The sequence below is a fragment of the Epilithonimonas bovis DSM 19482 genome (assembly GCF_900108115.1).
Taxonomy (GTDB): domain Bacteria; phylum Bacteroidota; class Bacteroidia; order Flavobacteriales; family Weeksellaceae; genus Epilithonimonas; species Epilithonimonas bovis.
The window spans coordinates 80,994-106,536 of the sequence record NZ_FTPU01000007.1 but is presented as its reverse complement, the minus strand read 5'-3'; the positions used below and the strand labels follow the sequence as shown (position 1 = coordinate 106,536).

General features: G+C 37.7%; 27 protein-coding genes. 19 read left to right on the top strand and 8 right to left on the bottom strand.

Annotated elements, in window-relative coordinates:
- Positions 1-211: 211 nt before the first annotated feature.
- The 8 genes from B0B05_RS04695 to B0B05_RS04660 all read right to left on the bottom strand — a co-directional run bounded on the left by B0B05_RS04695 (position 212) and on the right by B0B05_RS04660 (position 8,770).
- A complete protein-coding gene (locus B0B05_RS04695; protein WP_076782320.1) occupies positions 212-1,771 on the bottom strand; it encodes a BamA/TamA family outer membrane protein in 1,560 nt (519 codons plus the stop codon).
- A gap of 118 nt (positions 1,772-1,889) precedes the next feature.
- Entirely contained in the window at positions 1,890-2,234 is a 345-nt protein-coding gene (locus B0B05_RS04690) for a GIY-YIG nuclease family protein (RefSeq protein WP_076782319.1), read from the bottom strand.
- Between the two features lie 189 nt (positions 2,235-2,423).
- A complete protein-coding gene (locus B0B05_RS04685) occupies positions 2,424-3,218 on the bottom strand; it encodes an SDR family oxidoreductase (RefSeq protein WP_076782318.1) in 795 nt (264 codons plus the stop codon).
- 4 nt (positions 3,219-3,222) lie between these two features.
- Entirely contained in the window at positions 3,223-3,933 is a 711-nt protein-coding gene (locus tag B0B05_RS04680; RefSeq protein WP_228411412.1) for an alpha/beta hydrolase, read from the bottom strand.
- Positions 3,934-3,996: 63 nt separating this feature from the next.
- Positions 3,997-5,214, bottom strand: coding sequence for a 3-phosphoshikimate 1-carboxyvinyltransferase (locus B0B05_RS04675; RefSeq protein ID WP_076782317.1), 1,218 nt, complete (start codon positions 5,212-5,214; stop codon positions 3,997-3,999).
- Between the two features lie 70 nt (positions 5,215-5,284).
- Positions 5,285-5,614, bottom strand: coding sequence for a nucleotide pyrophosphohydrolase (locus B0B05_RS04670; RefSeq protein WP_076782316.1), 330 nt, complete (start codon positions 5,612-5,614; stop codon positions 5,285-5,287).
- A gap of 3 nt (positions 5,615-5,617) precedes the next feature.
- Positions 5,618-7,006, bottom strand: a complete 1,389-nt coding sequence (locus B0B05_RS04665; RefSeq protein ID WP_076782315.1) for a pectate lyase family protein — start codon at positions 7,004-7,006, stop codon at positions 5,618-5,620.
- Positions 7,007-7,135: 129 nt separating this feature from the next.
- Positions 7,136-8,770 carry a leucine-rich repeat domain-containing protein gene (locus B0B05_RS04660; protein ID WP_076782314.1) on the bottom strand — a complete coding sequence of 545 codons (1,635 nt, stop codon included), beginning with the start codon at positions 8,768-8,770 and terminating at the stop codon, positions 7,136-7,138.
- Between the two features lie 301 nt (positions 8,771-9,071).
- Here B0B05_RS04660 and rpsL point away from each other — a divergent pair, with 301 nt between their 5' ends.
- From rpsL to rplV, 19 genes are all read left to right on the top strand, one after another.
- Positions 9,072-9,485, top strand: coding sequence for a 30S ribosomal protein S12 (rpsL, locus tag B0B05_RS04655; protein WP_002983146.1), 414 nt, complete (start codon positions 9,072-9,074; stop codon positions 9,483-9,485).
- A 23-nt stretch (positions 9,486-9,508) separates the two neighbouring features.
- Entirely contained in the window at positions 9,509-9,985 is a 477-nt protein-coding gene (rpsG, locus tag B0B05_RS04650) for a 30S ribosomal protein S7 (RefSeq protein WP_072997610.1), read from the top strand.
- A 6-nt stretch (positions 9,986-9,991) separates the two neighbouring features.
- Entirely contained in the window at positions 9,992-12,109 is a 2,118-nt protein-coding gene (gene fusA, locus B0B05_RS04645) for an elongation factor G (RefSeq protein WP_076782313.1), read from the top strand.
- An 18-nt stretch (positions 12,110-12,127) separates the two neighbouring features.
- Positions 12,128-12,433, top strand: coding sequence for a 30S ribosomal protein S10 (gene rpsJ, locus B0B05_RS04640; RefSeq protein WP_002661363.1), 306 nt, complete (start codon positions 12,128-12,130; stop codon positions 12,431-12,433).
- A 179-nt stretch (positions 12,434-12,612) separates the two neighbouring features.
- Positions 12,613-14,793, top strand: coding sequence for a TonB-dependent siderophore receptor (locus B0B05_RS04635; RefSeq protein WP_076782312.1), 2,181 nt, complete (start codon positions 12,613-12,615; stop codon positions 14,791-14,793).
- A 9-nt stretch (positions 14,794-14,802) separates the two neighbouring features.
- Entirely contained in the window at positions 14,803-15,423 is a 621-nt protein-coding gene (locus tag B0B05_RS04630) for a hypothetical protein (RefSeq protein WP_076782311.1), read from the top strand.
- Positions 15,424-15,505: 82 nt separating this feature from the next.
- Positions 15,506-16,705 carry a PepSY-associated TM helix domain-containing protein gene (locus B0B05_RS04625; RefSeq protein WP_076782310.1) on the top strand — a complete coding sequence of 400 codons (1,200 nt, stop codon included), beginning with the start codon at positions 15,506-15,508 and terminating at the stop codon, positions 16,703-16,705.
- Positions 16,706-16,814: 109 nt separating this feature from the next.
- Positions 16,815-19,073 carry a zinc-dependent metalloprotease gene (locus tag B0B05_RS04620; RefSeq protein WP_076782309.1) on the top strand — a complete coding sequence of 753 codons (2,259 nt, stop codon included), beginning with the start codon at positions 16,815-16,817 and terminating at the stop codon, positions 19,071-19,073.
- 91 nt (positions 19,074-19,164) lie between these two features.
- Positions 19,165-19,629, top strand: coding sequence for a low affinity iron permease family protein (locus tag B0B05_RS04615; RefSeq protein ID WP_076782308.1), 465 nt, complete (start codon positions 19,165-19,167; stop codon positions 19,627-19,629).
- Positions 19,630-19,697: 68 nt separating this feature from the next.
- Positions 19,698-19,979, top strand: coding sequence for a hypothetical protein (locus tag B0B05_RS04610; protein WP_076782307.1), 282 nt, complete (start codon positions 19,698-19,700; stop codon positions 19,977-19,979).
- Complete coding sequence (locus B0B05_RS04605) at positions 19,979-20,803, top strand: GLPGLI family protein (RefSeq protein WP_076782306.1); 825 nt, start codon at positions 19,979-19,981, stop codon at positions 20,801-20,803. The genes B0B05_RS04610 and B0B05_RS04605 overlap by 1 nt, the downstream gene beginning before the upstream one ends.
- Before the next feature lie 422 nt (positions 20,804-21,225).
- Positions 21,226-21,441: a hypothetical protein gene (locus B0B05_RS04595; RefSeq protein ID WP_143745944.1), complete on the top strand. Its 216-nt coding sequence runs from the start codon at positions 21,226-21,228 to the stop codon at positions 21,439-21,441.
- A gap of 40 nt (positions 21,442-21,481) precedes the next feature.
- A complete protein-coding gene (locus tag B0B05_RS04590; RefSeq protein ID WP_076782303.1) occupies positions 21,482-22,264 on the top strand; it encodes a GLPGLI family protein in 783 nt (260 codons plus the stop codon).
- Between the two features lie 210 nt (positions 22,265-22,474).
- Complete coding sequence (gene rplC / locus B0B05_RS04585) at positions 22,475-23,101, top strand: 50S ribosomal protein L3 (RefSeq protein ID WP_076782302.1); 627 nt, start codon at positions 22,475-22,477, stop codon at positions 23,099-23,101.
- Positions 23,092-23,721: a 50S ribosomal protein L4 gene (rplD, locus tag B0B05_RS04580; RefSeq protein WP_076782301.1), complete on the top strand. Its 630-nt coding sequence runs from the start codon at positions 23,092-23,094 to the stop codon at positions 23,719-23,721. Before rplC ends, rplD begins: the two co-directional genes overlap by 10 nt.
- Before the next feature lie 3 nt (positions 23,722-23,724).
- Positions 23,725-24,015, top strand: a complete 291-nt coding sequence (rplW, locus tag B0B05_RS04575; protein WP_072997618.1) for a 50S ribosomal protein L23 — start codon at positions 23,725-23,727, stop codon at positions 24,013-24,015.
- A gap of 19 nt (positions 24,016-24,034) precedes the next feature.
- Entirely contained in the window at positions 24,035-24,856 is an 822-nt protein-coding gene (gene rplB, locus B0B05_RS04570; protein ID WP_076782300.1) for a 50S ribosomal protein L2, read from the top strand.
- 2 nt (positions 24,857-24,858) lie between these two features.
- A complete protein-coding gene (rpsS, locus tag B0B05_RS04565) occupies positions 24,859-25,137 on the top strand; it encodes a 30S ribosomal protein S19 (protein WP_048499083.1) in 279 nt (92 codons plus the stop codon).
- Between the two features lie 2 nt (positions 25,138-25,139).
- A complete protein-coding gene (gene rplV / locus B0B05_RS04560; RefSeq protein ID WP_076782299.1) occupies positions 25,140-25,538 on the top strand; it encodes a 50S ribosomal protein L22 in 399 nt (132 codons plus the stop codon).
- Positions 25,539-25,543 lie beyond the last annotated feature (5 nt).

Below are 25,543 nucleotides of genomic sequence, written 5' to 3'. Positions count from 1 at the left end.
ATTGTTGTAAATTGTCTTCCCCCTGATTTATATTTCTAGTTTATACAAAACGTCAACGAAAGACAAATCCCATAGCCCTGATGGAAACGGCATCCTTTTGCAAAAAAACTTCGGAACAAGCGATGGATTTTTTGCAAAAGATATAGTGGACAGCAGGTTCCCGGCTCCTAATAATTATGAATGATGAATGATAAATGATAAGGACTTCTTATCAAAATCGGCTCAGGATTCCCCAATGGATTTTTATCTCGTTGAACTTGAATGGATTGCCGATTTCATTACCGTTTGAAATTTGAAAGCTCATCAAACCGACCGGAAGAAAGAAATTAAAACCAACGCCAACGCTGTATAGCTTCGGCGAGACCCCCAACGCTTTGTTGGACATCTGACCGTATTGCGCAAACAAATCAAAAAATGCCTGGTCGTTGACGAGATAACGGTATTCTGCGCCGGCATAAGCATAAAAATCACTGATAAGGCTTTGCTCATTGAAACCGCGCATCGAGTTCCAGCCGCCAAACCGAAAAAGTTCGTTAGTAGATAATTCGTTTTTCGAGCTTAACAAAGCAGATTCTCCCCGGATATTTAGGAAATGATTGCCCGACAGGTTGAAGTTGTGTTCTGCAAAAATGAGGTAGCGGATCTGGTCCAGCTTTTCCTGTGTGTCATCGTAGGTGGTTTTGAGAAAATCAGCTTCTACGCGGATGTTGCTTTTATTGATGAACAGCGGAATATTACTCGCTTCCTGATACTGATAATAAAGCCCAAACCCTTTTTTGCTGTAATCGCGACCGCCTGTATAAAGCGAATCCAAAATGGCGGAAGACTCGAAAGTGCCTTTGAGACCGAGTTTTTGCTTTGGTGAAAGATGATAATAAACCGCAGGTAAAAACTTGACATTCGCAAACATGGAATCCTGGCGGAAAATATTGACATTCACGTTCAAACCAACATTGCTCCCAAAAGTGTACGGAATATCGGTTTGCATATCAAAAGTCTGACCTTTATCAGGATTTCTCTGCCAGTAAATACCGATGCTTTCGAAACTGTTGAACATATTTTTCAGCATTACATTCAGCGTTCCATTGACGGTGAATTTTTCGGTTTTATCATTCCCAAAGCCAATCATCCCGTCGAAGGTATTAGTCTTCCTTTTTTGGGTGAAGAGAAAAACCTGTGTAGAATCTTTGGTAAATAAGGTCTGAGGCGGTTTTTCCAACGAAACAAACTGATGGTTCTGTAAAGACTGATTCATAGAAACCAGATTCTTGTCATCATAATTTTTACCCAAATATTGTTTGTTGAGGTTTTTAACGAATTGTTTCGGTAAACGTGTGTATCCTTTGAAAACGATAGCGTCGATTTTTCTTTGAGCAGCGGGAACAACAGATATTTTTACTGAGGGAATTCCGTTTTCCATTTTCTGGAATTTGGTTTTCACACGATTGAAAGCAAAACCTTTGTCCCGGTATTTTTGATTGATGCTTTTCTTTAGTGAGTCCAAGTTTTTTGTATAAATCTCATTCTCCTTAAATCTCAAATCATTAACTGAAGAATCCGAAAATTTGACGTGGGCTTTGTTGAAATTCGGGCCTTTGTCATAGTAGATTTCTGTCCGGTTTCCGTTTTGTTTAACAGTCTTGAGTTCGGTAAAGAAGTAAGCGTTTTCTGCCAGCGAATCCAGGAATTTGACGGCGTTTGCCGAGTCGGAAACGATTTTTTTTGCGTTGGTTTCTTTGTCGATGAGCCAATATTCTTTTTTCTGAGCCATTGACAAGACAGAAAATAAAACAGCAAATATGTAAAGTAATCGGATCAAATAATTTATAATGTTACTCTCAACACTTCGATTCCGCTCAGTGTGATGTTCCTAATATTCAGCGTTTTCTTTAAGAGTTGTCAGGCTGAGCGGAGTCGAAGCCTTTATTAATATTATCTGAATGAGATTCGTTTTTACAAGTAGAAAGTTCCTTCAATTTTTCCCAATTGTCATTGATAATAGCTTCCTTTTTCCTTCTACTCCAACCTTTTGCTTGTTTTTCAAAAGCAATTGCTTGTTCAATTTCATTAAATTCACAATAAAAAACTAATTGAACTGGTCTTCTATTATGAGTATAACTTTCTGGATAATGTCCTGATTGATGTTTAATAAATCGAGATTCCAAGTCGCTAGTAACTCCTGTGTAATAAGAGTTATCCGAACATTTTAATATATAAACATAATATCGATTCATTTCGTAGAAAACACTTCGACTCCGCTCAGTGTGACATCGCTAATACTAAATGTTTTATTGTTGGATTGCTAATCAGATGAGTACAACTATGTTCAGCGGGACAAATCTAATACTAAATGTTCATTTTAAGAGATGTCAGTCTGAGCGGAGTCGAAGACTTTATACTTTATTTGCATTTAAAACAGAAAATCAATCCATTTTATTATACTTCTTCATCAGATTTTCATAAGTATTCTGAGGAAGAATCCATTTAAGAGGAACGCCAATTTTTTGCCCGAATTTCCCGAAATAGTAATGCGCTTTCCACTTTGATTTCTGAAGAAGATTATCAACATAAATTGCAACATCCAAAGGTTCTGTCCCATCACCAACGTGAGAATTCATCAAAGCATAAACTTTATCAAAGACATTTTTATACGCTTCGGATACTTTTGTTTTCACTCGATTTTCAGCAATATTGGTTTTGATATCGCCCAAATGAAGCGAACACACGTGGATGTTCCAGGGATAAACTTCGTAACGCATTGCTTCTGTTACTTTGTCCAAAGCGGATTTGGAAGCAGAATAAAATCCTCGGAAAGGCAATCCCATTTCTGAACCGATACTGGAAACATTGATGATTTTTCCGGATTTCTGCTCTCTCATTTTTGGAAGAACGGCAGTCATCATTTGGACAGAACCAATCAAATTAAGATTGAATAACTTTGTAATATCTTCTTTCGTAGAATCTTCAACTGCGCCAACCATTCCCATTCCGGCGTTGTTGATGAGAACATCTATTTTGCTTTCAGTTTTCAGGATTTCGGAAATGGCGTTATCAATCTGGTCTTTCTCGGTAATATCCGTCGGAATTGAAACAAAATAATCGGAACTTACGGTTTTTCTGCTGAGTCCGTAAACTTTATTCCCTTTCTTTCCGAAATATTCTGCCAGTGCCAATCCTATTCCGGATGAAGCGCCTGTGATGATGATTGTTCTGCTCAAAGTTTTAATTTTTTAAATATTCAAGGATTTTTTTGGTCAAATATTTTCTCTCTTTTTCAGTGGCGTCATTATCCATATTGCTATGATTGATGTCTGTAAAATCAATTGTAATATTATATTTTTTAGCTTCTTCATCAGATGGTAAAACATTTTCGTCAGCAGAATAATCATTTGAACGAAGTGAAAATATTTGTGGACTGGATGTTCTTGGAAGTTCCATCCGGCGGTTGTCCATCGAAATGAGCTTACTGACAAGTTCCGGATACTTGTGGGCAAAAAGAACTGTCATATCTCCTCCGTTGGAATGTCCGATTAGTGTTAGCTCATTATATTTTAACTGAGGATATTCTTTCTTGATTTTTTCCAGTACAAACAAAATATTTTGAACGCCTCTTTCCCAATTTGGTCTTCTGGTTTCCTGCAATTTTCCAGTCATCGCAAGTAATTCATCAGTAGGCAATTCGTGCTGGATACTTACAACGAAATAATCTTTTGAAGCCAAAAATTCTGTCAGATATGTATAAGCATATAAATAATCGCCACCTTTATTCTCTCCATAACCGTGACTGAAAATAATGGGAATTTTGTTGAAGTTTTTTTTATTTTTCGGCTGATATATCGCAACTGGGATTGCCCGGTTTCTGGACTTGTCAAAATAAGTTAAGGTATCAAGCTTAAAATCAAGATTTTTACCAGCGGTTATATTATTCTTCACAGAACATTGAATGAAAAATAGGCTGATTATAAATAATATAACATATCTCATATTATTTTCAAATTAACTCATTGTCACTTTCTCAAAATCCTCCCAAAACTCAGGATAAGATTTCTCAACAACATCTTCGTTTTCGATATTCAGCTCTTTGACTAATGCAAACGGTGCAAAAGCCATTGCCATCCGATGGTCGTTATAAGTGGCGATTGAGATGTTGTCTTCCGGTTCTATAAATTCCGAAGATTCGATTTTCTCAACCGTGATATGTGTTTTTGCTCCCAATTTCAACAATTCATTTTGAAGCGCTACCAATCGGTCGGTTTCTTTTACTTTCAGTGTGTGAAGCCCGGTAATGACGAATGGTATTTTAAGAGCCGTTGCTGTTACACAAAGCGTTTGCGCAATGTCTGGGCAATCGTTCATATCTATAGAAATGAGCTCTGGATATTCAAAAGTTGGCTCCGGTAACAGTGAAATCGAATTTTCTGCATAATCCGAAACCGTATTGATGCCAAAATACTCCCAGTAGATTTCTTTAATCACGCTGTCGCCCTGCAGAGACAATGTGTGATAGCTTTTAAGCGTAATCGATTTTCTTCCAATTGCTGCTAAAGAGTAAAAATAAGAAGCAGAAGACCAGTCGCTTTCTACTTCGTAATGTTCTGTCCTGGAGTGGTTGGGATGGGCAATGATCTCTATTCTATCCTCTGCAAAATGAGATTTGATCCCTATTTCGTTCAGGACTTTGAGTGTCATCTCAAGATAAGGCCGCGAGGTGATTTCGCCTTCCAGCTCCAATGTTAAACCGTTTTCTAACTTGCCACCGATTAATATTAATGAAGTCAAGAACTGGCTCGATACATTGGCTGAAATTTTAACCGAATTTTTTTCAATCTTTTTACCAATAATTTGCAATGGCGGATAACCTTCTTTCTCAAGATAAGTAATATCAGCTCCAAGAGATTTGAGCGCATCAACCAAAGGTCTTATGGGACGGTTTTTCATCCTGTCAGAACCTGTCAGGATTGTTTTTCTTCCTTCAAAAATTGAATAATAAGAAGTCAGGAAGCGCATTGCGGTTCCGGCGTGATGGATATCAATCAATTCGGAATCAGATTCCAAAGCTTTTTTTAGCAGCGTCGTATCCTGAGAATTGGAAAGATTCAAGATGTCAATATTTCCGAATAATTTGCCCAGAATCAAAAGACGGTTCGAAATACTTTTCGAACCGGTGATTTGGATATTTTTTCCGTCTATAAGTTCAGACTTTTTAATAATCATAGTTTGTCAGATGTCAGATGTCAGATGTCAGATGCAAGAATTGGAACTTCCGGCCTCGGCATCTATCCAACTATTTTTTTAATTTTTCATTATTAGCGTGCCTGTCTTTGTCACGCTCGGTTTTAACTTTCATTTTTTTATCGAATGCCGATTGCAAATCTGTTCCGGTTTGATTCGCCAAACAAAGCGTTACAAAAAGAACATCAGCCAATTCTTCGCCTAAATCTTTGGATTTGTCGGATTCTTTTTCAGATTGCTCGCCGTATCTCCTGGCGATGATCCTGGCGACTTCGCCGACTTCCTCTGTTAGCATTGCCATATTCGTCAGCTCATTAAAGTAACGGACACCAACGGTTTTTATCCATTCGTCAACCTGATTTTGGAGTGTCGTAATTTCCATTTATTAAAATTGATAAGCGCCTATGGTTGGAGAATTACCTCTGGATTTACCAACAATATCAGTTGCTGTAATTCCACTTGCATTAATTCCTTTTCCTATTGCAGGCGAACCTGCTTTCACTCTCAGGTTCATTTTGTGGGTAAAGTAATTCTGGAATTTCGGATCCTGATTCACCACATTCGTAGCATCGGCTGTAAAACCGGAATTGGAAGTGAATTTCAATAAAGAATTTTTAAAACTGGTTGTAAAATTACCTTCACCCACTTTGCTGAACGCCATCATGTCGGGAAGATCACCATATATAATAGAGTTGTTGACATTAAGGGTAGGATTGGACAGTTCAATTTCGCCATCCTCATTTTCCCAGGCATTGGTTGCAAAGATTCCCAACGCAGACATCGACGGATTTAGGTTCCAGTAATTGGCAATCGTGCAATAGTTGAGGTTGTATGTTCCGCCGGAAGCGATTGCCAGATCCGCTTCGCCACAGTTGTTCATCACCACATTATTAGCGGTGAATTGCTGCGCGTGGATGGCATAGATGCCCACATTTTGAAAACTGTGGAAAATCGAATTGTTGATGGTTGCATTGTTCTTTTTCAGTTGTAGACCTACATTACCTCCAAAAACTCTGGCATAATTCATATTAAGCAGCGAGCCTTCTTCCATCTTGATACCGTTCCAGTTGGCGGGAAGTGTGTCGTATTTTGTATCACTTCTGTCACCCCGGAAAATTACTTCATCACCTAAAGCGCCATTCACCGTTAATCCCGAATTTTTCCCAAAATTCATCCCGCTATTTTTACGGAAATAGACTTTGGTACCTTTTTCCATCGTTAGAGTTTTCCCTTCAGCAATATTAAGGTTCCCAAAAATGACTTTTACTTTATCTTTGGTCCAGGTTGTGTTTTGATTAATAGTAACAGGGTTTTCTCCGGTCTGGATAAAATATTCTGCATCCTGCACGACAGAGAATAAGGTTACTTTTTGTTGTCCTGCTGCAGTTTCAAAAACCACTTTATCTTCTGCAATGGCTTCCGGCGCATTGGCAACCGGCGCAATCTCTACAAAAACATAAAGACTGTCCTTTTTTCTCAGTGCAACCTGGCTAAAATCGGTTCCTACTTTCCCATCCACATTGATCCTGTACTGCGAAGCGCTGCCGCCTTCCAGATAAATTCTTGGGATCTTTACATCTTTGTCCTCTTTGTTGTAGACCTTTACAGCATACGTTTCGCTGCGCATCTGGTTATAAACGGTATCACAAAATACGGTGTCTGTAGAGAATCTTAGCAACTGAGTAGGCGCATCAAATGTAATGTCATCCCGATTGCAGCCCGCCAAAAGCAACAGAGCCCAAAATGCAACTCCAAGAAGTAATTTAATCTTCATTCTTTTTCTTTAATCTTCAAAACTACAAAATTTAAGTTTTTATTTTGTGCTACACTCAAAAAACTGATCATCTTTTCTGACTATTGTTTATCTAAAAGCAATTTATTGCCATAATTCTTTGGAGAAGGGTTACTTCTTAATGAATTTGAAATTAACGATGCCGTCTTTGGTTTTAATATTCAGCATATAAACACCAGTTGGTAATTTTGCAACGTTAATTTTTGATCCGGAATCAGTGATGATTTGTTTACCACTCAAATCGTAAATATAAATCTTTTGAATTTCATATTTGGAACTGATGATATAGAGGTAGTCTGCCGCCGGATTGGGATAGACAGAAAAGTATTTGGAAGTTTCGGTGGTACCAAGTTGGTCTACCAGCCTGATTGGTTCCCGGAACTGAGACAGGTCAAACCGAACTGCGTTGCCAAGTACCGTGGATGTATAAGCTTCTACAGTGTACGTGGCATAATCTGACTGTTGTACGCTGTTGAAATGGAGACCTGATCCGCTGTTTCCTGTATTTTCGTCCAGATTTTTATACCATGTAAAATTGTATTGGTCTCTGGATAACGACTGCTCCAGTTTGGCGGGTTGACCAAGAATGCCCAAAACTTGTTTTTCCTCATCATAGCGCTGTGGCGAATAGCTTAATTCTGTCTTTTCGGGATAGTAGGTAAGGTGTGTGGAGAGTTGCTCTTTTGTAAAACGGTTATTGCTGATCAGCAATATTTCTGGGAGTTGAGAAGGTAAATTGCCAGACAGCCGGTTGCTGTTAAGATTTAGCATCATAAGCTGTGGCATGGCAGAAAGTTCCTGAGGGAAATTGCCGGAAAAATTATTGTTGTTAAGAAACAGCTGCTGCAATTTTGGCAAACCAGTCAATGCAGACAAATTCCCGGAGATATTGTTCCTGCCAAGATTCAAAGTTTGCAGGTTTCTCATCTGGGCAAGCTGCGACGGTATCTGTGTAAGCTGATTTCCTTCCAGTGACAACCATTGTAGGTTGAGCAGATTTGCCAAAGAAGCAAGCTTTTCCGCAGGTATATTATTATGACTCAAATCAAGGCTGGTTAAGCCAGTGAGTTGCAAAACCTGTGCAGGGATTTGGATCACTCCGTTGCCGGATAGAGATAAGGATTTGAGCTGAGACAATGCTGACAGACTGTTGAAACCATTGGCCGATAGAGAATTATTATCTAAAGTAAGATTTTCAAGATTAACAAATGCTGTAATTTTTGAAGGAACAGAGCTAAGTCCTAGACCTGCAATGTTTAGGTTTTTTAAATTATTAAAATTCGCCAGTAATCCATTAATATCATTAATGATAAAAGTATTGCCTCCAATTCCAAGATCTTCAAGATTGTAAAGCCCGGAGAATGCAAAAGAAGGATCACCGGTTAATCTGTTGTTGGAGACGTCAAGCCGTTTAAGTGCGCTTAAAGATGAGATCCCGTTTGCAACCTCGCCAGAAAGCTGATTGTTGCTGAGATCAAGTTTTGTTAGTTTCGAAAGCGTGGATATTGTAGAAGGGAAGGTGCCCTGCAGTGCGTTACCGGAAAGGTTAAGCTCTGTGACGCTGTTGTTTTTAACAGATACACCAAACCAATTTTTGGGATCTGTGGTAGTATCCCAGGTTCGGTTCCATTTTTCGCCACCTGTCGTATTGTATATATAGAGTAGTGCATCCCGCTCTGCACTGGAGATGCTCCACTGGGAAAACAAAAGGTTGGAAATCAGTATAAAGAATAAAGCTTTTTTCAAATCTGTGTCAAATAAAGCGCAAATATAATGGTAAAATGAATTAATCTCTGTTTTTAGGTTAATTTTTTAGTGATTAAGAAATCGGTTTACAGTTAAGAACAAAATTAATGATAAGTTTTATAATGGTCTCTCCCTTATATATAGTATGACTGTTTTTAGATTACAAGTGATAAATTGGCTGTAATTGAAAATAATATTAATCTCTAAAAAGGTATAGCCCTGAATTGTAAATAATTATATGTAAAGTATTGTAGATTAAAAAATTATTTATATTTTTGCACCCTAAAATAAAAAGCATTATATGCCTACTATTCAACAACTAGTAAGAAAAGGAAGAGCCACGCTTGCCAAGAAGAGCAAATCGGCTGCCCTTGATTCTTGTCCACAAAGACGAGGAGTATGTACAAGAGTATATACTACCACACCTAAGAAACCTAACTCTGCACTTAGAAAAGTTGCAAGGGTAAGACTTTCTAACGGTAAAGAAGTCAACGCTTATATCCCGGGCGAAGGACATAATCTTCAAGAGCACTCGATAGTATTGGTAAGAGGCGGAAGGGTGAAAGACCTACCGGGAGTACGTTACCACATCGTAAGAGGTGCATTGGACACTGCAGGTGTAAATGGAAGAACTCAGAGAAGATCTAAGTACGGTGCTAAGAGACCTAAACCAGGACAAGCTGCTGCAGCGCCTGCAAAAGGTAAGAAAAAATAATCATTAAATAAGGTACAGAAACAATGAGAAAGACGAAAGCGAAAAAAAGACCGTTGTTACCAGATCCAAAATTTAATGATCAATTGGTAACGAGATTTGTAAATAACTTAATGCTTGACGGTAAGAAGTCAATCGCATTCAAAATTTTCTATGATGCGTTGGATATCGTAGAAACTAAAAAAGGAGATACAGAAAAAACATCCCTTGAAATCTGGAAAGATGCATTAACAAACGTTATGCCTCACGTAGAAGTACGTTCCAGAAGAGTAGGTGGTGCTAACTTCCAGATTCCAATGCCAATCAGAGCGGATAGAAAAATTTCTATGGCAATGAAATGGTTAATCAAATATTCTAAAGCTAGAAATGATAAGTCTATGGCTTTGAAATTGGCTAACGAAGTGGTAGCTGCTTCAAGAGAAGAAGGTGCTGCTTTCAAAAAGAAATCTGATACTCACAAAATGGCGGAAGCGAATAAAGCGTTTTCACACTTCAAATTCTAATCTGAAATGGGAAGAGATCTTAAATTTACAAGAAATATTGGTATTGCTGCTCACATTGATGCAGGTAAAACCACCACTACAGAAAGGATTTTATTCTATACAGGTGTAAACCACAAAATTGGAGAGGTTCACGATGGTGCTTCTACAATGGACTGGATGGAGCAGGAAGCAGAAAGAGGTATTACTATTACTTCTGCTGCAACGACTTGTAGCTGGAATTTCCCAACAGATCAAGGTAAGAAATTACCTGAAACAAAACCTTACCACTTCAACATTATCGATACACCTGGACACGTTGACTTCACTGTAGAAGTAAACAGATCTTTGAGAGTATTGGACGGATTGGTATTCCTTTTCTCTGCAGTAGACGGAGTAGAGCCTCAGTCTGAAACCAACTGGAGATTGGCTGACAACTACAAAGTTGCTAGAATGGGATTCGTAAACAAAATGGACAGACAAGGTGCTGACTTCTTGAACGTTGTAAAACAAGTAAAAGAAATGTTAGGATCCAACGCAGTTCCAATCGTTTTGCCAATTGGTGCAGAAGAGGATTTCAAAGGGGTTGTAGACTTAATCAAAAACAGAGCAATCATCTGGGATGAAGCTGGACAAGGTGCTACTTATGAAGTAGTTCCAATTCCGGAAGATATGAAGGATGAAGTTTTGGAATACAGAGAGAAATTAGTAGAAGCTGTTGCGGACTATGATGAGACTCTAATGGAGAAATTCTTCGAAGATCCGGATTCAATCTCAGAAGAGGAAATCAACGAAGCGCTTAGAAAAGCTACTATTGACCTTTCTATTATCCCAATGACTTGTGGTTCTTCTTTCAAGAACAAAGGAGTACAGTTTATGCTTGATGCTGTTTGTAAATATCTTCCTTCTCCACTGGATAAGGACAATATCAAAGGAACAGACCCAAGAACTGACGCTGAGATCGAAAGAAAACCATCTGTAGATGAGCCTTTCGCTGCATTAGCTTTCAAAATTGCTACTGACCCGTTCGTAGGTCGTCTCGCATTCTTCAGAGCTTATTCAGGTCGTTTGGATGCTGGTTCTTATGTTCTTAACACAAGATCTGGTAACAAAGAAAGAATTTCTAGAATCTATCAGATGCACGCAAACAAACAAAATCCAGTAGAATATATCGAAGCTGGAGATATTGGTGCTGCTGTAGGATTTAAAGATATCAAAACAGGAGATACGTTATCTGATGAAAAGAACCCAATCGTTCTTGAGTCTATGATCTTCCCAGATCCGGTAATCGGTATCGCTGTTGAGCCTAAGACTAAAGCTGACCAGGATAAAATGGGTAACGCTCTAGCTAAATTAGCTGAAGAAGATCCTACTTTCCAGGTTAAAACTGACGAGGCTTCTGGACAAACTATCATCTCTGGTATGGGTGAGCTTCACCTTGACATTATTGTTGACCGTATGAGAAGAGAGTTTAAAGTAGAAGTTAACCAAGGTCAACCTCAGGTAGAATACAAAGAAGCATTGACTGCAACTGCTAACCACAGAGAAGTTTACAAAAAACAATCCGGTGGTCGTGGTAAATTTGCGGATATCGTATTCACCATTGGTCCGGCTGACGAAGGTAAAGTAGGTCTTGAATTCGTAAACGAGATCAAAGGTGGTAACATTCCAAAAGAATTTATCCCTTCGGTTGAGAAAGGATTCAGAGAAGCTATGAAAAATGGTCCTTTGGCAGGATTCGAAGTAGAAGCAATGAAAATTGTTTTGAAGGATGGATCTTTCCACGCGGTTGACTCGGATCAGTTATCTTTCGAATTAGCTGCTAAAATGGGATTCAAAGAATCTGGTAGAGCTGCTAAGGCTGTTATTATGGAGCCGATTATGAAGCTGGAAGTTGTAACTCCGGAAGAATATATGGGTGATATCGTAGGTGACCTTAACAGAAGAAGAGGTACTGTAAACGGTATGGATGATAGAAACAACGCTAAAGTTATCAAGGCTTTTGTTCCTCTATCTGAAATGTTTGGTTATGTAACTTCTCTTAGAACTTTGTCTTCAGGTAGAGCAACATCTTCTATGGAATTCGAGAAATACGAAGCTGCTCCTAACAACGTTGCTGAAGATGTAATCGCTAAGGCTAAAGGTTAATATTTAAATTAGATTAAAATGTCACAAAGAATCAGAATAAAACTTAAATCTTACGATTACAACTTGGTAGATAAATCTGCAGAGAAAATCGTAAAAACGGTAAAGGCTACCGGTGCTGTTGTAAACGGACCAATCCCATTGCCAACGAACAAGAGAATCTTCACTGTATTGAGATCTCCGCACGTAAACAAGAAAGCTAGAGAACAATTCCAATTATCAGCTCACAAAAGACTGATGGATATCTACTCTTCTTCTTCTAAAACTGTAGATGCTCTAATGAAATTAGAACTTCCTTCAGGTGTAGACGTAGAAATTAAAGTGTGATAAAAGCGGTTGGCTGATAGCTGATAGCTATTTGCCAAAAACCAAAGCATCACTTTGCTATGATAAAAAATCCCTTTTCGAGAGAAGAGGGATTTTTTTATGGTTGAAAGTGAGATTTATCAGTTGGTTTTACTTATTTAGAATTAATAAAAATAATATTTTTGCTGCAAATAAAAGTTATGAAAAAAACTGTAGCAATTTCACTGTTGGTATTAGGTGTAGGAGCCACTCAAGCACAACAGGTAAAAGATTCTATCAAAAAAGAAACAGCAATAGATGAAGTTGAGCTTTTTGGTGAGCGAAACAAACAGCCCGAAGGTCTTGAGGTAATCACAAGGCTTCCGCTTAAAACCAGAGATCAAATCCAGAGTATATCCGTTGTATCCAACAAAGTAATAGAAGAACTTGGTGGTTTAACGGTAACGGATGTGGCAAAAAATATTCCGGGTGTTACACAATTCGGAAGTTACGGTGGTACAAGAGAAAGTATGTCTATACGTGGTTACCGTGGGGTTCCTGTTCTTAAAAATGGTGTAATGATGGATTCAGATTTTCGTACAGGCTCTATGCTTACTGATATGCAGGGTGTTGAGAGTATTCAGGTCATCAAAGGTTCAGCAGCGGTTACACAAGGTATTGGCGATGGACTTGGGAGTGCAGGTGGAGTGATTAATATTGTTACCAAAGTACCGAAGTTTATCAATCAGACCAATGTTGGCTTCCGATACGGGAGTTGGGATTTTTACAGGCCAACTCTAGATTTTCAGAGAGTATTGGATAGTAATGGTAAAGTAGCCGTTCGTCTTAATGCAGCTTATCAGGATAGTAATAGTTTTAGAAAATATGTAAACACAGACCGTATCTATGTTAATCCGTCAATTGCTTTCCGTCCTGATGATAAAACTGAAATTGTAGCTGAGATGGACTATATGCATAATAATACAACTCCAGATCGTGGAACAGTCAATCTTGCTGCAGGTGACATAGATGCATTGTACGAGATGCCAAAAGGGAAATTTTTAGGTTTTAAGTCAGACAATGCGAGAACAGAGACTTTCAATTATTCTACAACAGTTACTAGAAGATTGAATGATAAATTGAAGTTAAGGGCAGCATATATCAATTCTAACTATTCATTAGATCTTGTTGGCGCATCTGTAGGAGCAGGCAATGCAGCCACTGGCTACGCTATTAGAAGCAGAAGCCTGGCAAAATCAACAAGACAAGATAATAATCAGGTTTTTCAGTTTGATTTTATTGGTCTGGAGGTCAACACATGGAAATTAAAACACACCTTTCAGGTTGGCTTTGATTGGAAACAAACTGATGTTACAACAACAGCATATGCTTCAAAAAATGTAGATCAGATCAATGTCCTTAATGATATTGAAAATAATCTACCCTCCAATATTGATGGTGTTAATTTTGTGATTTCTCAGAATAATCCTGTTAATACTTTAACACCTACATTTGGCCTAATGGCACAGGATGTTATTACCATCAATAAGTATGTAAAAGCACATCTGGGCATTAGATACAGCAGGCTTAACGGTGCTGAAGAAAATACGGACAGAGAGGCTTGGAATCCTTCAGTAGGGTTAATGGTTTCCCCGATAGAGAATATGAATATTTTTGGCTCATACACCACAACTACTGGGTTAAGATCTGCTAATAATCCGTTGGAGAACGGCGGTACAGTGGGCGCATCTACTACTAAGCAGTGGGAGGTAGGGGTTAAATCTGACTGGTTGGATCAGAAGCTGAGATTCAATGTAACATTATTTGATATAGAAACAGAAAACTTATCCTATTCCATACTTAATTCTGCAGGTAATGCCACTGGTTTGTATGGTCTGGCCGGAAATCTTAAAAGACAAGGTGTGGAAGTTGAATTGATTGGACGGATTCTTCCTAACTTACAAATTATGACTGGTTGGGCATTTTTAGAAGCCAAATACCACGACAGCCCCGCTTATGTAGAGAATTCTGCACCAATGAATTCGCCAAAACATACGGCTAACGCTTGGTTGAATTATAGGTTTAATCAAGGTATATTAGACGGTTTGGATGTGGGAGCAGGGATATATTATGTTGGTAAGAGACCTGTGGACGATTATACCCAAAAAACTTTTCATACAGGGCATGAGTTATCTGTTCAGCCAGGTCTGAGACCATTTGATATGCCGGAATACACGACGGTGGACGCACAGGTTGGCTATCAGTTTAAAAATGGGCTGGGCTTGAGGGTTTTCTTTAATAATATATTTGATTCGGTTGGTTACAGTTCTTATTTCCGAGGCGGCTATATCGATCAGATCCAGCCAAGGAACTTCTCAGCACAAATTAATTATAAATTCTAAAATCTACATATGAAAAATATTAAAGCAGCACTATTAGCATTAGCTCTGGGAGCAGTTATCTGGTCCTGTTCCGGTGAGAATAAGAAAAGGGGTATTGATTTTAACGAATTCAAATCAGAAGTTAAGTTAACGGCTGATCAGGAAAAGAGATTTGATGAGATCACTACAAAATACCAAAAACAGCAGGAACAAAATTTTGAAGCGGCCAAAGCACAGGGTGGTGAGATGGATCGAGTAGCACTGGGGATAAAGAGTGAAGCATTGCGTGAGGAGCAGGCAAAAGAAATGTCTGGTGTTTTGGACGCCGGGCAGATGCAACAGTTTAACAAATTTGTAGACGAACGCGCAAGAAAAAGACCAAGGTATGATAATGCTTTGTTGGCCCGTATCAAGACAGAAGCAGCTCTTACAGAGGATGAATTTGCTGTAGTGAATGCAGCCAATGATGCTTTTGAGAAAGCCTTTAATGACGCTCACGATGTTTACCATGGCAATAACGATCTTGCAAAACAATATTGGGGGAAATTTGATGCCCAAAGAAAAGCGGCCATCAAAAAAGGATTGACACCACAGCACTACACAGCTTACGAAAGTGTGGTGAAGGACGTTCAATTCAAAGGCAGAAAGTAACTTTTTTTTCATATCAAATCAATTTTTAGTATTAATAAACATTAGGGCGGCCTTGTCCTAATGTTTTTATTATTTTGGCCCTATGACATTTTTGAAAAGCCTCTACCGGAAAAAACGTAAAAATGAGACGTTCATCAGATATATATCCTACCTGTTACACCTGTGGATGGGACTCTTATCTTGTATTGTGGTGATGGTCATTTGTATCGCCGGCTGCCTTTATGCTTTTAAAAATCAAATTATTGATTTCGCAAATTATGATCATGCCAGGGTGAGGGCAGTGGGTCTTAATCCTCAAACGCTTTCTCAGGTACAACTGGAGCTTGGTAAAAGAAATCAGATTTTAACATCGCTCATCATTCATGATAATCCTGCCAGAAGCTGGATAGTATCTTACAAAGAACAGAATGTTGATAAGACGGCTTATTACGATCCTTACATCGGGCAGGTAAAAGGTTATCCGGATACAGGATCGTCACGTTTTTTTGAAATTGTGTTGGATTTGCACCGCAATCTCATGATGGGTAATGTCGGTCGGCAAATAGTGGGGGCATCTGCATTGGTTTTCTGTTTTCTGCTCATTTCCGGATTAGTGCTTTGGCTTCCCAAGAAACTTAAGCATCTTAAACAGGCTTTAACGATCAAAACGTCAGCAAAGTGGGCAAGATTCAATTATGATTTGCATAATACGTTGGGTTTTTACACATGTCTGGTATTGTTCTTTATTGCAGTTACAGGTTTATACATCACTTATCCCTGGATGAAAAATGCGTTGATCGTCTCATTGGGGGGTTCTTCTGTTGCCGAAGCAACCGCCATTGGCAGCGCTGCAGGTGATGATGCATTTGATAAACTGATGTCTGATATGATAGAAAGGCAAAAAGAGAAAAAACAAAAAGCCGCAGAAGTTGTAAGCCTGGATGATATCCGGAATCTGGCCGATCAAAAACTTAATTATATGGCGGTAACCAGCATCACTTTACCCAATGATGAGAATCCGAGATATACTATTATAAAAACGAATACAGAGAATTTTTTTGGAATGATGCTCCCCGATGAGCTTACTTTCGATAAAGAAGGAAAGCTAAAGACCATCAATCTCTTCTCTGATCTGCCTCTTGACAAACAGTTTACAACTTTGGCAAAACCATTGCACACCGGAGAAATTATGGGACTAAAAAGCGTCGTGCTTTATTTTATCGTTTGTCTTATCGGGTTTTCCCTACCCATAACAGGCTTTGTGATCTATTGGCACCGTTATAAGAAAAATACGAAATTGTGATTAGTAAGTTTGTATCCATATTAAGTTATTTTTAATTTTAGTTAAAAGGTGATTTTATATGTCAATTTCGCATATTATATACTACATTTGCTTCCCTAATTTTAATAATATGAAGAAAAGTTTATCATTTTTAGTATTAGCTACGGGCTTGTCCTTGATCAATGCACAGTGGAGTAAGGTAATTCCTTCCGGAAATATTACAAGAAAAAGCGATAATTCAGTTTATTACAAACTTGATATTAATGCAATCAGAGGTCAGTTATTGGCAGCCGATAAATTGACAACAGGTAAGAATGTAGGTGCTGTGATTATTAACATTCCAACCAATAGTGGTAAGATAGAAAGATTTTCGGTTAATAGTTTCCCGGTTATGGATGAGGCATTGGCTAACAGATACCAATTGGGTTCTTATGTTGGTGTGGGCATAGATGATCCTACAAAGTACATCCGTTTTAGTGTTGCGCCGAATGATTTCCAGTCGATGATAATTGCGCCAGATGGTAGGTATGAATTTATAGAGCCGGCTACAGATGATAAGACCCTTTACTCGGTACGTGGGAAAAGTGGAAAAGACGGAATATTTAACTGTATCACCAAGGAAAGCCAGGAGTCTATTGACCAGTTGACTGAGTTAACCAAAAAAGGGATTGCTGAAAGATCCGGTAATAAGAAATTCCACACTCTGAGATTAGCTGTATCTGTTACCGGAGAATATGGTGCTTACTTTGGTGGTGTTGCTGGCTCATTAGTTCAGATTAATGCCACAATGACAAGAGTAAATGGCGTTTTTGAGCAAGAATTCAATACTCACCTTAATGTGATTGATGCTCCTGATCTTATCTTTACAACAGCAGCAACAGATCCCTATAGTAATGCTAACAGGATGTGCAACTGGAATAATGAGCTAATGAATGTTCTACATGGTGGAGCTTACGGCGTAACAGATGCTGACTTTGATATAGGACATTTGTTTGGAAGATCCGGAGGAGGAGGTAATGCCGGGTGTATAGGTTGTATAGGAAGCAATGACACATCTACAACCTCTTGGACAGCTTCCAACGGTGGTTGTGGATATGCCTATATTGCACCAGATAATTATAAAGGTAGCGGTATTACTTCCCCAGGGTCTGGTGTTCCGAAAGGAGATACTTTTGATATAGATTATGTGGCTCATGAGATGGGGCATCAGTTGGGTGATAATCATACATTCAGTTTTAATGAGGGGACAAGCGTAACTGTAGAACCGGGATCTGGCTCTACGATTATGGGTTATGCTGGTATTACCGGAGTCAATACTGATGTACAGGCAAATTCTGATCCTTATTTCCATTCATTAAGTATAGATCAGGTTCAAACTAATCTTGCTTCTAAAACTGCTGATGTGGAAACGGATATCACAAATAGTCCGCCTGTTGTGACAGCATTAACGGGTACAACTTATACAATCCCCCTGAACACTCCTTTTGTATTAACAGCGGCAGCAACGGATCCAGATGGGGACACATTAAGTTATTGTTGGGAAGAGGTTGATTCAAGTAATTTAGCTAATGGTATCGGTAAAGCTGCAGGGACTGGCGATGGAGCTTCTGCACTTGGAGCTACAACAAGAGGCGCTTCATTCAGATCATATCCACCAACGTCATCGCCTACCAGGTATTTTCCTAAATTATCAACCGTATTGGGAGGTGCTGTAAAAAATGTTGATGACTTTGAATCTACGTCATCAGTTACCAGAAATACAGCAACTACGAGAACAAAATTCCGTGTGACAGTTAGAGATAATAAAGGAGCAAATACACAGACGGCTTATACAACTCAAAGTATCAATGTTGGTCCTGCTGCTGCATTTACAGTGAGCACAACATCTTTATCAGCCGGAACCAACTCTACAGTTAATTGGGTACCTTCTGGTACTACAGCTTCACCTTACAATGTAGCTAATGTTAAAATAGATTTCACATCTGATAATGGGATTAGCTGGACTACTTTTGCAGAATCTGTCCCTAACTCCGGCTCCGCCAGTGTTGCGGTACCTGCTGCCCTAGCTGGTAAATCTGGGCATATAAGAGTGTCTGCTATTGGAAATGTGTTTTATGCAGTAAAAGCTGCAACAGTTGGAAATTTAGCAGTCAATGATATCAACAAAGCTTCTGTACAAGTATATCCAAACCCTGTAAAAGATGTACTGAACGTCTCTAATGTAGCTGCCAATGCTTCTTATGAAATCATGAATGTTGCAGGGCAGGTTGTAACCAAAGGCAACCTGGCTGAAGGCAAAGTGTCTGTTAACAGATTAGCAAAAGGTGTTTATTTTATCAATATTGATAATAAAGGTAATTTTGTAAAAACCAAGTTCATCAAGGAATAACGTGATTTACAATCCTAATTTTTAAGGCCTCAGTTTTGAGGCCTTTTTTTTGCTTGGTTTTTAATTGTATATTTAAGTAAAATTAATCACAATGAATAATAATAACCTCTTCGAAAGATTCGCCAATGCTGTAACCAATTTTACAGGCAGCTATTATGCTTTTGTAGGTGCTACAGTTGTAGTAGTAGTATGGGCTATATGTGGACCTTTTTTCGATTATTCGGAAACGTGGCAGCTTATTATCAATACAGGGACTACCATCATCACCTTCCTCATGGTTTTCCTGATACAGAAAGCGCAGAACAAAGACAGCAAAGCCATCCAGCTCAAGCTCAACGAGCTGATTGCTGCCAGCCGGCAGGCCAGCAACCGTATGGTAGATATAGAAGATCTTACCGAGAAAGAACTGGATCAGCTCCACCAATACTTTGTAAAACTCTCAGAATTGACCAAAAAGGATAACGATATCCATAAGTCGCACTCTATAGACGAAGCCATCCGTAATCATAAAAGGAAGAGTAATCCTGATATTATACAGAATACAATAAATGATTAAATTATTAACTAAAAACTTGTACAATTTAAATTTAAATTTAGCACTAGTTAAAATTAAAACTAATTATTATGAAAAAATTATTATTTGTGGCAGCTTTAGGAGTTGCCGGGTTCATGAGTGCTAAGAATATCTCTTCTACTGATCCTCAATTAAAGAAAGTAAAAAGAGATGCTAATAAGAATGGTCAAAACCAGGTTTTGAAAACAGATAAAAAGACTTCCCCTTGTTATTGGGTCGAATCATCTTGTGGCGAAGGAGGGGTTAAGTGTACAGATAATTATGAGGCCTTGGTAGAGTTTCAGTATTTGTTAGAAGACGCATTTTGTGGTGGATGTTATATAGGGTGTTAATGGTAAGGCGTTATTTTCTTTTTTTTCTTTTTTTAGTCAATGGTTTTTATCATTCGCAACAAAAAGCAGAGGATACTCCAAAAGTTGAGAATTTTAAATATGCATTAAAATATCATTCTGATAAAAACAATCCAAATTTCTTTCTTGAAGAGAGATTTATTTTAAGCATACAAGGTGGTAAATCTTTATTTTCCAGTATTAAGAATATTGAAAAGGATTCTATTTTAGCTGTAAAATTCAAAGAACTGGATCTCGGAGGGAAGGTTTTTACTCTAAAAGGCGTGCCTAGAAGTAAATTTACCTACTATATAGTTAAAGAAAATCCTGAAAAACCATTGGTGTTTTATGATGATATTGGTAAAGATTTTTTTTACTATAAAGAACCAATGATTGATTATTCTGAATGGATTTTAAATAATGAAGAAAAAGATATTGAGGGGCTTAAATGTCAAAAAGCTACAATTGATAAATATGGTAGAACATTTGTTGCTTGGTTTACTAAGAGTATTCCAATTCAAGATGGCCCATATAAGTTTTCGGGTTTACCAGGCTTGATTGTGGAGATTTATGATATAAACAAGGATTATCATTTTACCCTTATTGAATATAATTCTAAAGATGGCAAAATTGTTACACTGCCAAAATCTAAAGAAAGTAAATCTTTGGAAGTCAAAAAGGATAAGTTTGTAGTTTCAAAGAAACATTATACTGATAATTTAGTTGAAAGAGCTAAGCAAGCAGGTCTTACTATAGATGAGAATAGAGAAAGGGGTATAAAAAAAAGATTAGAAAATCAACCGAGTCAATTAGAGTTAGAAAATTGAATTGACTTAGATGTTAATAACTAAGAAGCTGTTTCAGGAAATTGAGACAGCTTTTCTAATGTTTTTGATCTTTTACTTTAAATATAAAATCCGAATTTGCCTTTAAAAATTTGGTAATATAAAAATATTCTCGTGTTTGCAAATTCTTTTAGGGCGGGAAGGAGTGTGTTTATTTCAGACAAGGAACATGAGCTATATCAGCTCCACCAATACTTTGTAGAACTCTCGGATTTGATCAAAAAGGAAAACGATATCCATAAGTCGCACTCTATAGACGCTGCCATCCGGAACCATAAAAGGAAGAGTAATCCTGATATTATACAGAATACAATAAATGATTAAATTATTAACTAAAACTTGTATAATTTTAATTTAGCACTAGTTAAAATTAAAACTAATTTATTATGAAAAAATTATTATTTGTGGCAGCTTTAGGAGTTGCCGGGTTCATGAGTGCTAAGTCTAATACAATGGGAAAGATTACACCCACTTTGGAAAATACCTCGGTTAATAAGAGTGCAGAGTGTTTGTTGATCCATTATGATTGTGGTACAAACGGAATAGCTTGTGGGAACAATCTAATGGAGATTCTGGAACTTGCCTGGAACGGATACGATTTTATGTGTGGAATTAACTAAATTAAAACAAAAGAGGTGATGGAAGTCGCCTCTTTCTATTATGAAAAATCTTATATTAATATTTCTTTTTATATCAAACCTGGCTAAAACTCAAAATAACGATGTTTATCAATACAAGTTTGAATACAGGCTACAATATCAATCTGATTCTACTAATCATGAAAATAAAGGTAATGAAGATTTTAGCTTATTTGTTGTTGGTAACAAATCCTATTTCGCAAGCAATAATTTTTTAGTTAAAGATTCTATTTTGCAATCGATTAAACTGACAGGAGATCTTAATTTTTCTAAAGTACCTAATACACGGTTTCGTTACATTATTACTAAGGAAAATAATAGAGTTAATTTTTATGATAACATCATGAAGTACAAATTTGCTTACGCAGAGCAGCCGTTGTTCAATTGGAAGCTTACAGGCGAGAAGGCAAAAATTGATAATTACAATTGTCTCCAGGCAGTAGGTGTGTATGCAGGGCGTGTATGGGAAGCATGGTTTACCAATGATATTCCACTAAGTTCGGGACCGTATAAATTTGGTGGTTTACCAGGATTAATTGTTAGAGTGTCTGATAAAAAGATGCATTATGTATTTGATCTTATTAGTGTAAAAAAGAATGTTAAATATGATAATACACTATTTAAGGATCAATATTATAATTCATTTAAAATAATATCAAAAGCGGAATACATGAAAACGGTAAAGAATATTAATGAAAATGTAATATCAGAATTATCTTCATCTGGCTTAACGGTTTCTCCAGAAAGTATTGAAAGGGTAAAAGCTAATGTTAAAAGAAGAAATAATCCTATAGAGTTGGAATGATCTCGTTAACATAATATTTAGAAGCCTCTCAAAATTTGAGAGGCTTTAACTTTCTATAATTCAAATAATTTCTTTTAAAAATTTGCCAATAAAAAAAATATTCTTACATTTGCACACTCATTTTAGGGAAGGAGTATGCCTATTTCAGACATAGAACATGACGAAAACCGCTAAAATGCTGAAACAAAATATAATAGATATATATAAATAATGTCAGGTATTATTGGTAAAAAAATCGGTATGACATCTTTGTTTAACGAAGACGGGAAAAACATTCCTTGTACAGTTATTCAGGCTGGTCCATGCGCGGTTTTACAGGTCAGAACCGAAGACGTTGACGGATATACTGCCGTGCAACTAGGTTTCGATGACAAGAGTGAGAAGAACGTTGGTAAAGCGTTGGCTGGCCATTTTAAAAAGGCTGGTTCTACTCCTAAAGCTAAGATCGTAGAATTCAGAAATGAGTTTTCAGGCGATGTAAAAGCAGGAGACAAGATTGAAGTGGATCTGTTTGCAGAAGGCGAGTATGTGGATGTAACAGGAACTTCTAAAGGTAAAGGTTTCCAGGGTGTTGTTAAAAGACATGGCTTTGGAGGTGTAATGCAGGCAACTCATGGTCAGCACAACAGACTTAGAGCTCCAGGTTCTATCGGTGCTGGTTCAGACCCTTCAAGAGTATTCAAAGGGATGAGAATGGCAGGCAGAATGGGAGGTAAGCAGGTAACTGTACAAAACCTTCAGGTGTTAAAAGTGGATCAAGAACAAAATCTTTTAGTAGTAAAAGGTGCTGTTCCGGGAGCTAAAAATTCTTATGTAATTATCAAGAAATGGAACTAGTAGTATTAAGTACATCAGGAAAAGAAACCGGAAGAAAAGTAACTCTTGACGAATCTGTATTCGGGATAGAGCCAAATCAGCACGCGGTTTACTTAGAGGTTAAGCAATATCTTGCCGCTCAGAGACAAGGTACGCATAAATCAAAAGAAAGAAGCGAAATTACGGCTTCTACAAGAAAGCTTAAAAAGCAAAAAGGTTCAGGATCTGCGAGATATGGTGATATCAAGTCGCCAACTTTCAAAGGTGGAGGTAGAGTTTTTGGTCCAAAACCAAGAGACTACAGATTCAAACTGAACAAAGCGCTTAAAAGATTAGCTAAAAAATCTGTTTTGTCTCAAAAATTGAGAGATAACAGTATCAGAGTTTTAGAAAACTTGAGTTTTGATGCGCCTAAGACTAAAGAATTCATCACATTGTTGGATGCTTTGACACTTACAGGTAAAAAATCATTATTCGTGCTTCCTGAAGCTAACAAGAATGTATATTTATCTTCAAGAAACTTGCCTAAAACGAGAGTTTTGAATTATAACGAGATTTCTTCTTATGATTTGATCAACGCAGGTGAGATTATTTTCTTAGAAGGTGCAGTAGAAAAATTTCAGGACAACTTAAAGAAATAAATCATGTCACTTATTATTAAACCAATTATTTCAGAAAAAGCAAACTATCTTACAGATCTAAGAGGTGCTTATTCTTTCTTGGTAGCTCCAAAAGCTAACAAGATCCAGATTAAAGGTGCTATAGAGGCAGCTTACGGTGTAAAAGTAGCGGACGTTAGAACCATGATTTATGCGCCTAAAGTTTCTTCTAAATACACAAAAAAAGGACTTCAAGTTGGGAAAACCAATAAGTTGAAAAAAGCAGTTGTAACATTAGCTGCCGGAGAAGTTATTGATATTTTCGCAACCAATTAATTAATTATAAATAATAGTAATGTCTGTTAGAAAATTAAAACCTATCACCCCGGGACAGAGATTCAGAGTTGTTAACAATTTTGAGGAAATTACTACCAACAAACCAGAGAAATCTCTAACTGTTGGTATTAGTAAGTCAGGTGGACGTAACCAAACTGGTAAAATGACCATGCGTTACACCGGCGGTGGACACAAAAAGAAATACAGAATTATCGACTTCAAAAGAAACAAACACGATATTGAAGCTACGGTAAAAACTGTGGAGTATGATCCAAACAGAACTGCATTTATCGCTCTTGTAGAGTACGCAGACGGAGAGAAGAGATACATCATCGCTCCTAACGGGATCAAAGTTGACCAGAAAATCATTTCTGGTGAAAACGTAGAACCAAACATCGGTAACGCAATGAAATTGAAAAATATTCCATTGGGTACTGTTATCTCTTGTGTTGAGATGAAACCTGGACAAGGTGCAATCTTGGCAAGAAGTGCTGGTTCTTCAGCTCAATTGACTTCAAGAGATGGTAAATACGCCATCATCAAATTGCCTTCAGGAGAATCCAGAATGATCCTTACAGAATGTTTCGCAATGGTAGGCTCTGTATCTAACTCAGATCATCAGTTAACCGTTTCCGGTAAAGCTGGTAGAAGCAGATGGTTAGGCAGAAGACCAAGAACAAGAGCGGTTGTAATGAACCCTGTAGATCACCCAATGGGTGGTGGTGAAGGACGTTCTTCAGGAGGTCACCCAAGATCTAGAAACGGTATGCCGGCTAAAGGTTACAAAACCAGAAAGAAAAACAAAGTGTCTAACCGTTACATCGTATCTAAAAGAAAATAATTATGGCAAGATCACTTAAAAAAGGACCATTCATTCATCATACTTTAGATAAGAAGGTTCAGGCAAATATCGAGTCTGGTAAAAAGACTGTAATCAAAACATGGTCTAGAGCATCTATGATTTCTCCAGACTTTGTAGGACAAACTATCGCTGTACACAACGGGAAATCTTTTATCCCTGTATATGTTACAGAAAACATGGTAGGTCACAAGTTAGGCGAATTTTCTCCGACAAGATCTTTCAGAGGTCACGGTGGTAACAAAAATAAAGGAGGTAGATAATCATGGGATCAAGAAAAAGAGAAAGTGCATTAGCACGTAAAATAGCAAACCAAGATGTGGCAAAAGCGTTGCACAACGACTGCCCTTCTTCTCCCAGAAAAATGAGATTAGTTGCGGATATTATCAGAGGTGTAGAAGTTGACAAAGCTTTGTATATCCTGAAATATTCTAAGAAAGATGCTTCTAACAAATTAGAAAAAGTATTGCTTTCTGCAATTGCTAACTGGCAATCAAAAAACGAAGGTGCTGATATCGAAGAAGCTAACCTTATCGTGAAAGAAATCTTTGTGGATAGTGCAAGACAATTGAAGAGACTAAGACCAGCACCGCAAGGTAGAGGTTATAGAATCAGAAAAAGATCTAACCACATTACATTAATCTTAGGTACAAAAGAAAATTAATTCAA

Bases quoted from the DNA above. Each gene is read 5' to 3' on its own strand.
- B0B05_RS04695 (WP_076782320.1), bottom strand. From the start codon at position 1,771: ATGGCTCAGAAAAAAGAATATTGGCTCATCGACAAAGAAACCAACGCA.
- B0B05_RS04690 (WP_076782319.1), bottom strand. From the start codon at position 2,234: ATGAATCGATATTATGTTTATATATTAAAATGTTCGGATAACTCTTAT.
- B0B05_RS04675 (WP_076782317.1), bottom strand. From the start codon at position 5,214: ATGATTATTAAAAAGTCTGAACTTATAGACGGAAAAAATATCCAAATC.
- B0B05_RS04670 (WP_076782316.1), bottom strand. From the start codon at position 5,614: ATGGAAATTACGACACTCCAAAATCAGGTTGACGAATGGATAAAAACC.
- B0B05_RS04665 (WP_076782315.1), bottom strand. From the start codon at position 7,006: ATGAAGATTAAATTACTTCTTGGAGTTGCATTTTGGGCTCTGTTGCTT.
- rpsL (WP_002983146.1), top strand. From the start codon at position 9,072: ATGCCTACTATTCAACAACTAGTAAGAAAAGGAAGAGCCACGCTTGCC.
- rpsG (WP_072997610.1), top strand. From the start codon at position 9,509: ATGAGAAAGACGAAAGCGAAAAAAAGACCGTTGTTACCAGATCCAAAA.
- fusA (WP_076782313.1), top strand. From the start codon at position 9,992: ATGGGAAGAGATCTTAAATTTACAAGAAATATTGGTATTGCTGCTCAC.
- rpsJ (WP_002661363.1), top strand. From the start codon at position 12,128: ATGTCACAAAGAATCAGAATAAAACTTAAATCTTACGATTACAACTTG.
- B0B05_RS04635 (WP_076782312.1), top strand. From the start codon at position 12,613: ATGAAAAAAACTGTAGCAATTTCACTGTTGGTATTAGGTGTAGGAGCC.
- B0B05_RS04630 (WP_076782311.1), top strand. From the start codon at position 14,803: ATGAAAAATATTAAAGCAGCACTATTAGCATTAGCTCTGGGAGCAGTT.
- B0B05_RS04625 (WP_076782310.1), top strand. From the start codon at position 15,506: ATGACATTTTTGAAAAGCCTCTACCGGAAAAAACGTAAAAATGAGACG.
- B0B05_RS04620 (WP_076782309.1), top strand. From the start codon at position 16,815: ATGAAGAAAAGTTTATCATTTTTAGTATTAGCTACGGGCTTGTCCTTG.
- B0B05_RS04615 (WP_076782308.1), top strand. From the start codon at position 19,165: ATGAATAATAATAACCTCTTCGAAAGATTCGCCAATGCTGTAACCAAT.
- B0B05_RS04610 (WP_076782307.1), top strand. From the start codon at position 19,698: ATGAAAAAATTATTATTTGTGGCAGCTTTAGGAGTTGCCGGGTTCATG.
- B0B05_RS04605 (WP_076782306.1), top strand. From the start codon at position 19,979: ATGGTAAGGCGTTATTTTCTTTTTTTTCTTTTTTTAGTCAATGGTTTT.
- B0B05_RS04590 (WP_076782303.1), top strand. From the start codon at position 21,482: ATGAAAAATCTTATATTAATATTTCTTTTTATATCAAACCTGGCTAAA.
- rplC (WP_076782302.1), top strand. From the start codon at position 22,475: ATGTCAGGTATTATTGGTAAAAAAATCGGTATGACATCTTTGTTTAAC.
- rplD (WP_076782301.1), top strand. From the start codon at position 23,092: ATGGAACTAGTAGTATTAAGTACATCAGGAAAAGAAACCGGAAGAAAA.
- rplW (WP_072997618.1), top strand. From the start codon at position 23,725: ATGTCACTTATTATTAAACCAATTATTTCAGAAAAAGCAAACTATCTT.
- rplB (WP_076782300.1), top strand. From the start codon at position 24,035: ATGTCTGTTAGAAAATTAAAACCTATCACCCCGGGACAGAGATTCAGA.
- rpsS (WP_048499083.1), top strand. From the start codon at position 24,859: ATGGCAAGATCACTTAAAAAAGGACCATTCATTCATCATACTTTAGAT.
- rplV (WP_076782299.1), top strand. From the start codon at position 25,140: ATGGGATCAAGAAAAAGAGAAAGTGCATTAGCACGTAAAATAGCAAAC.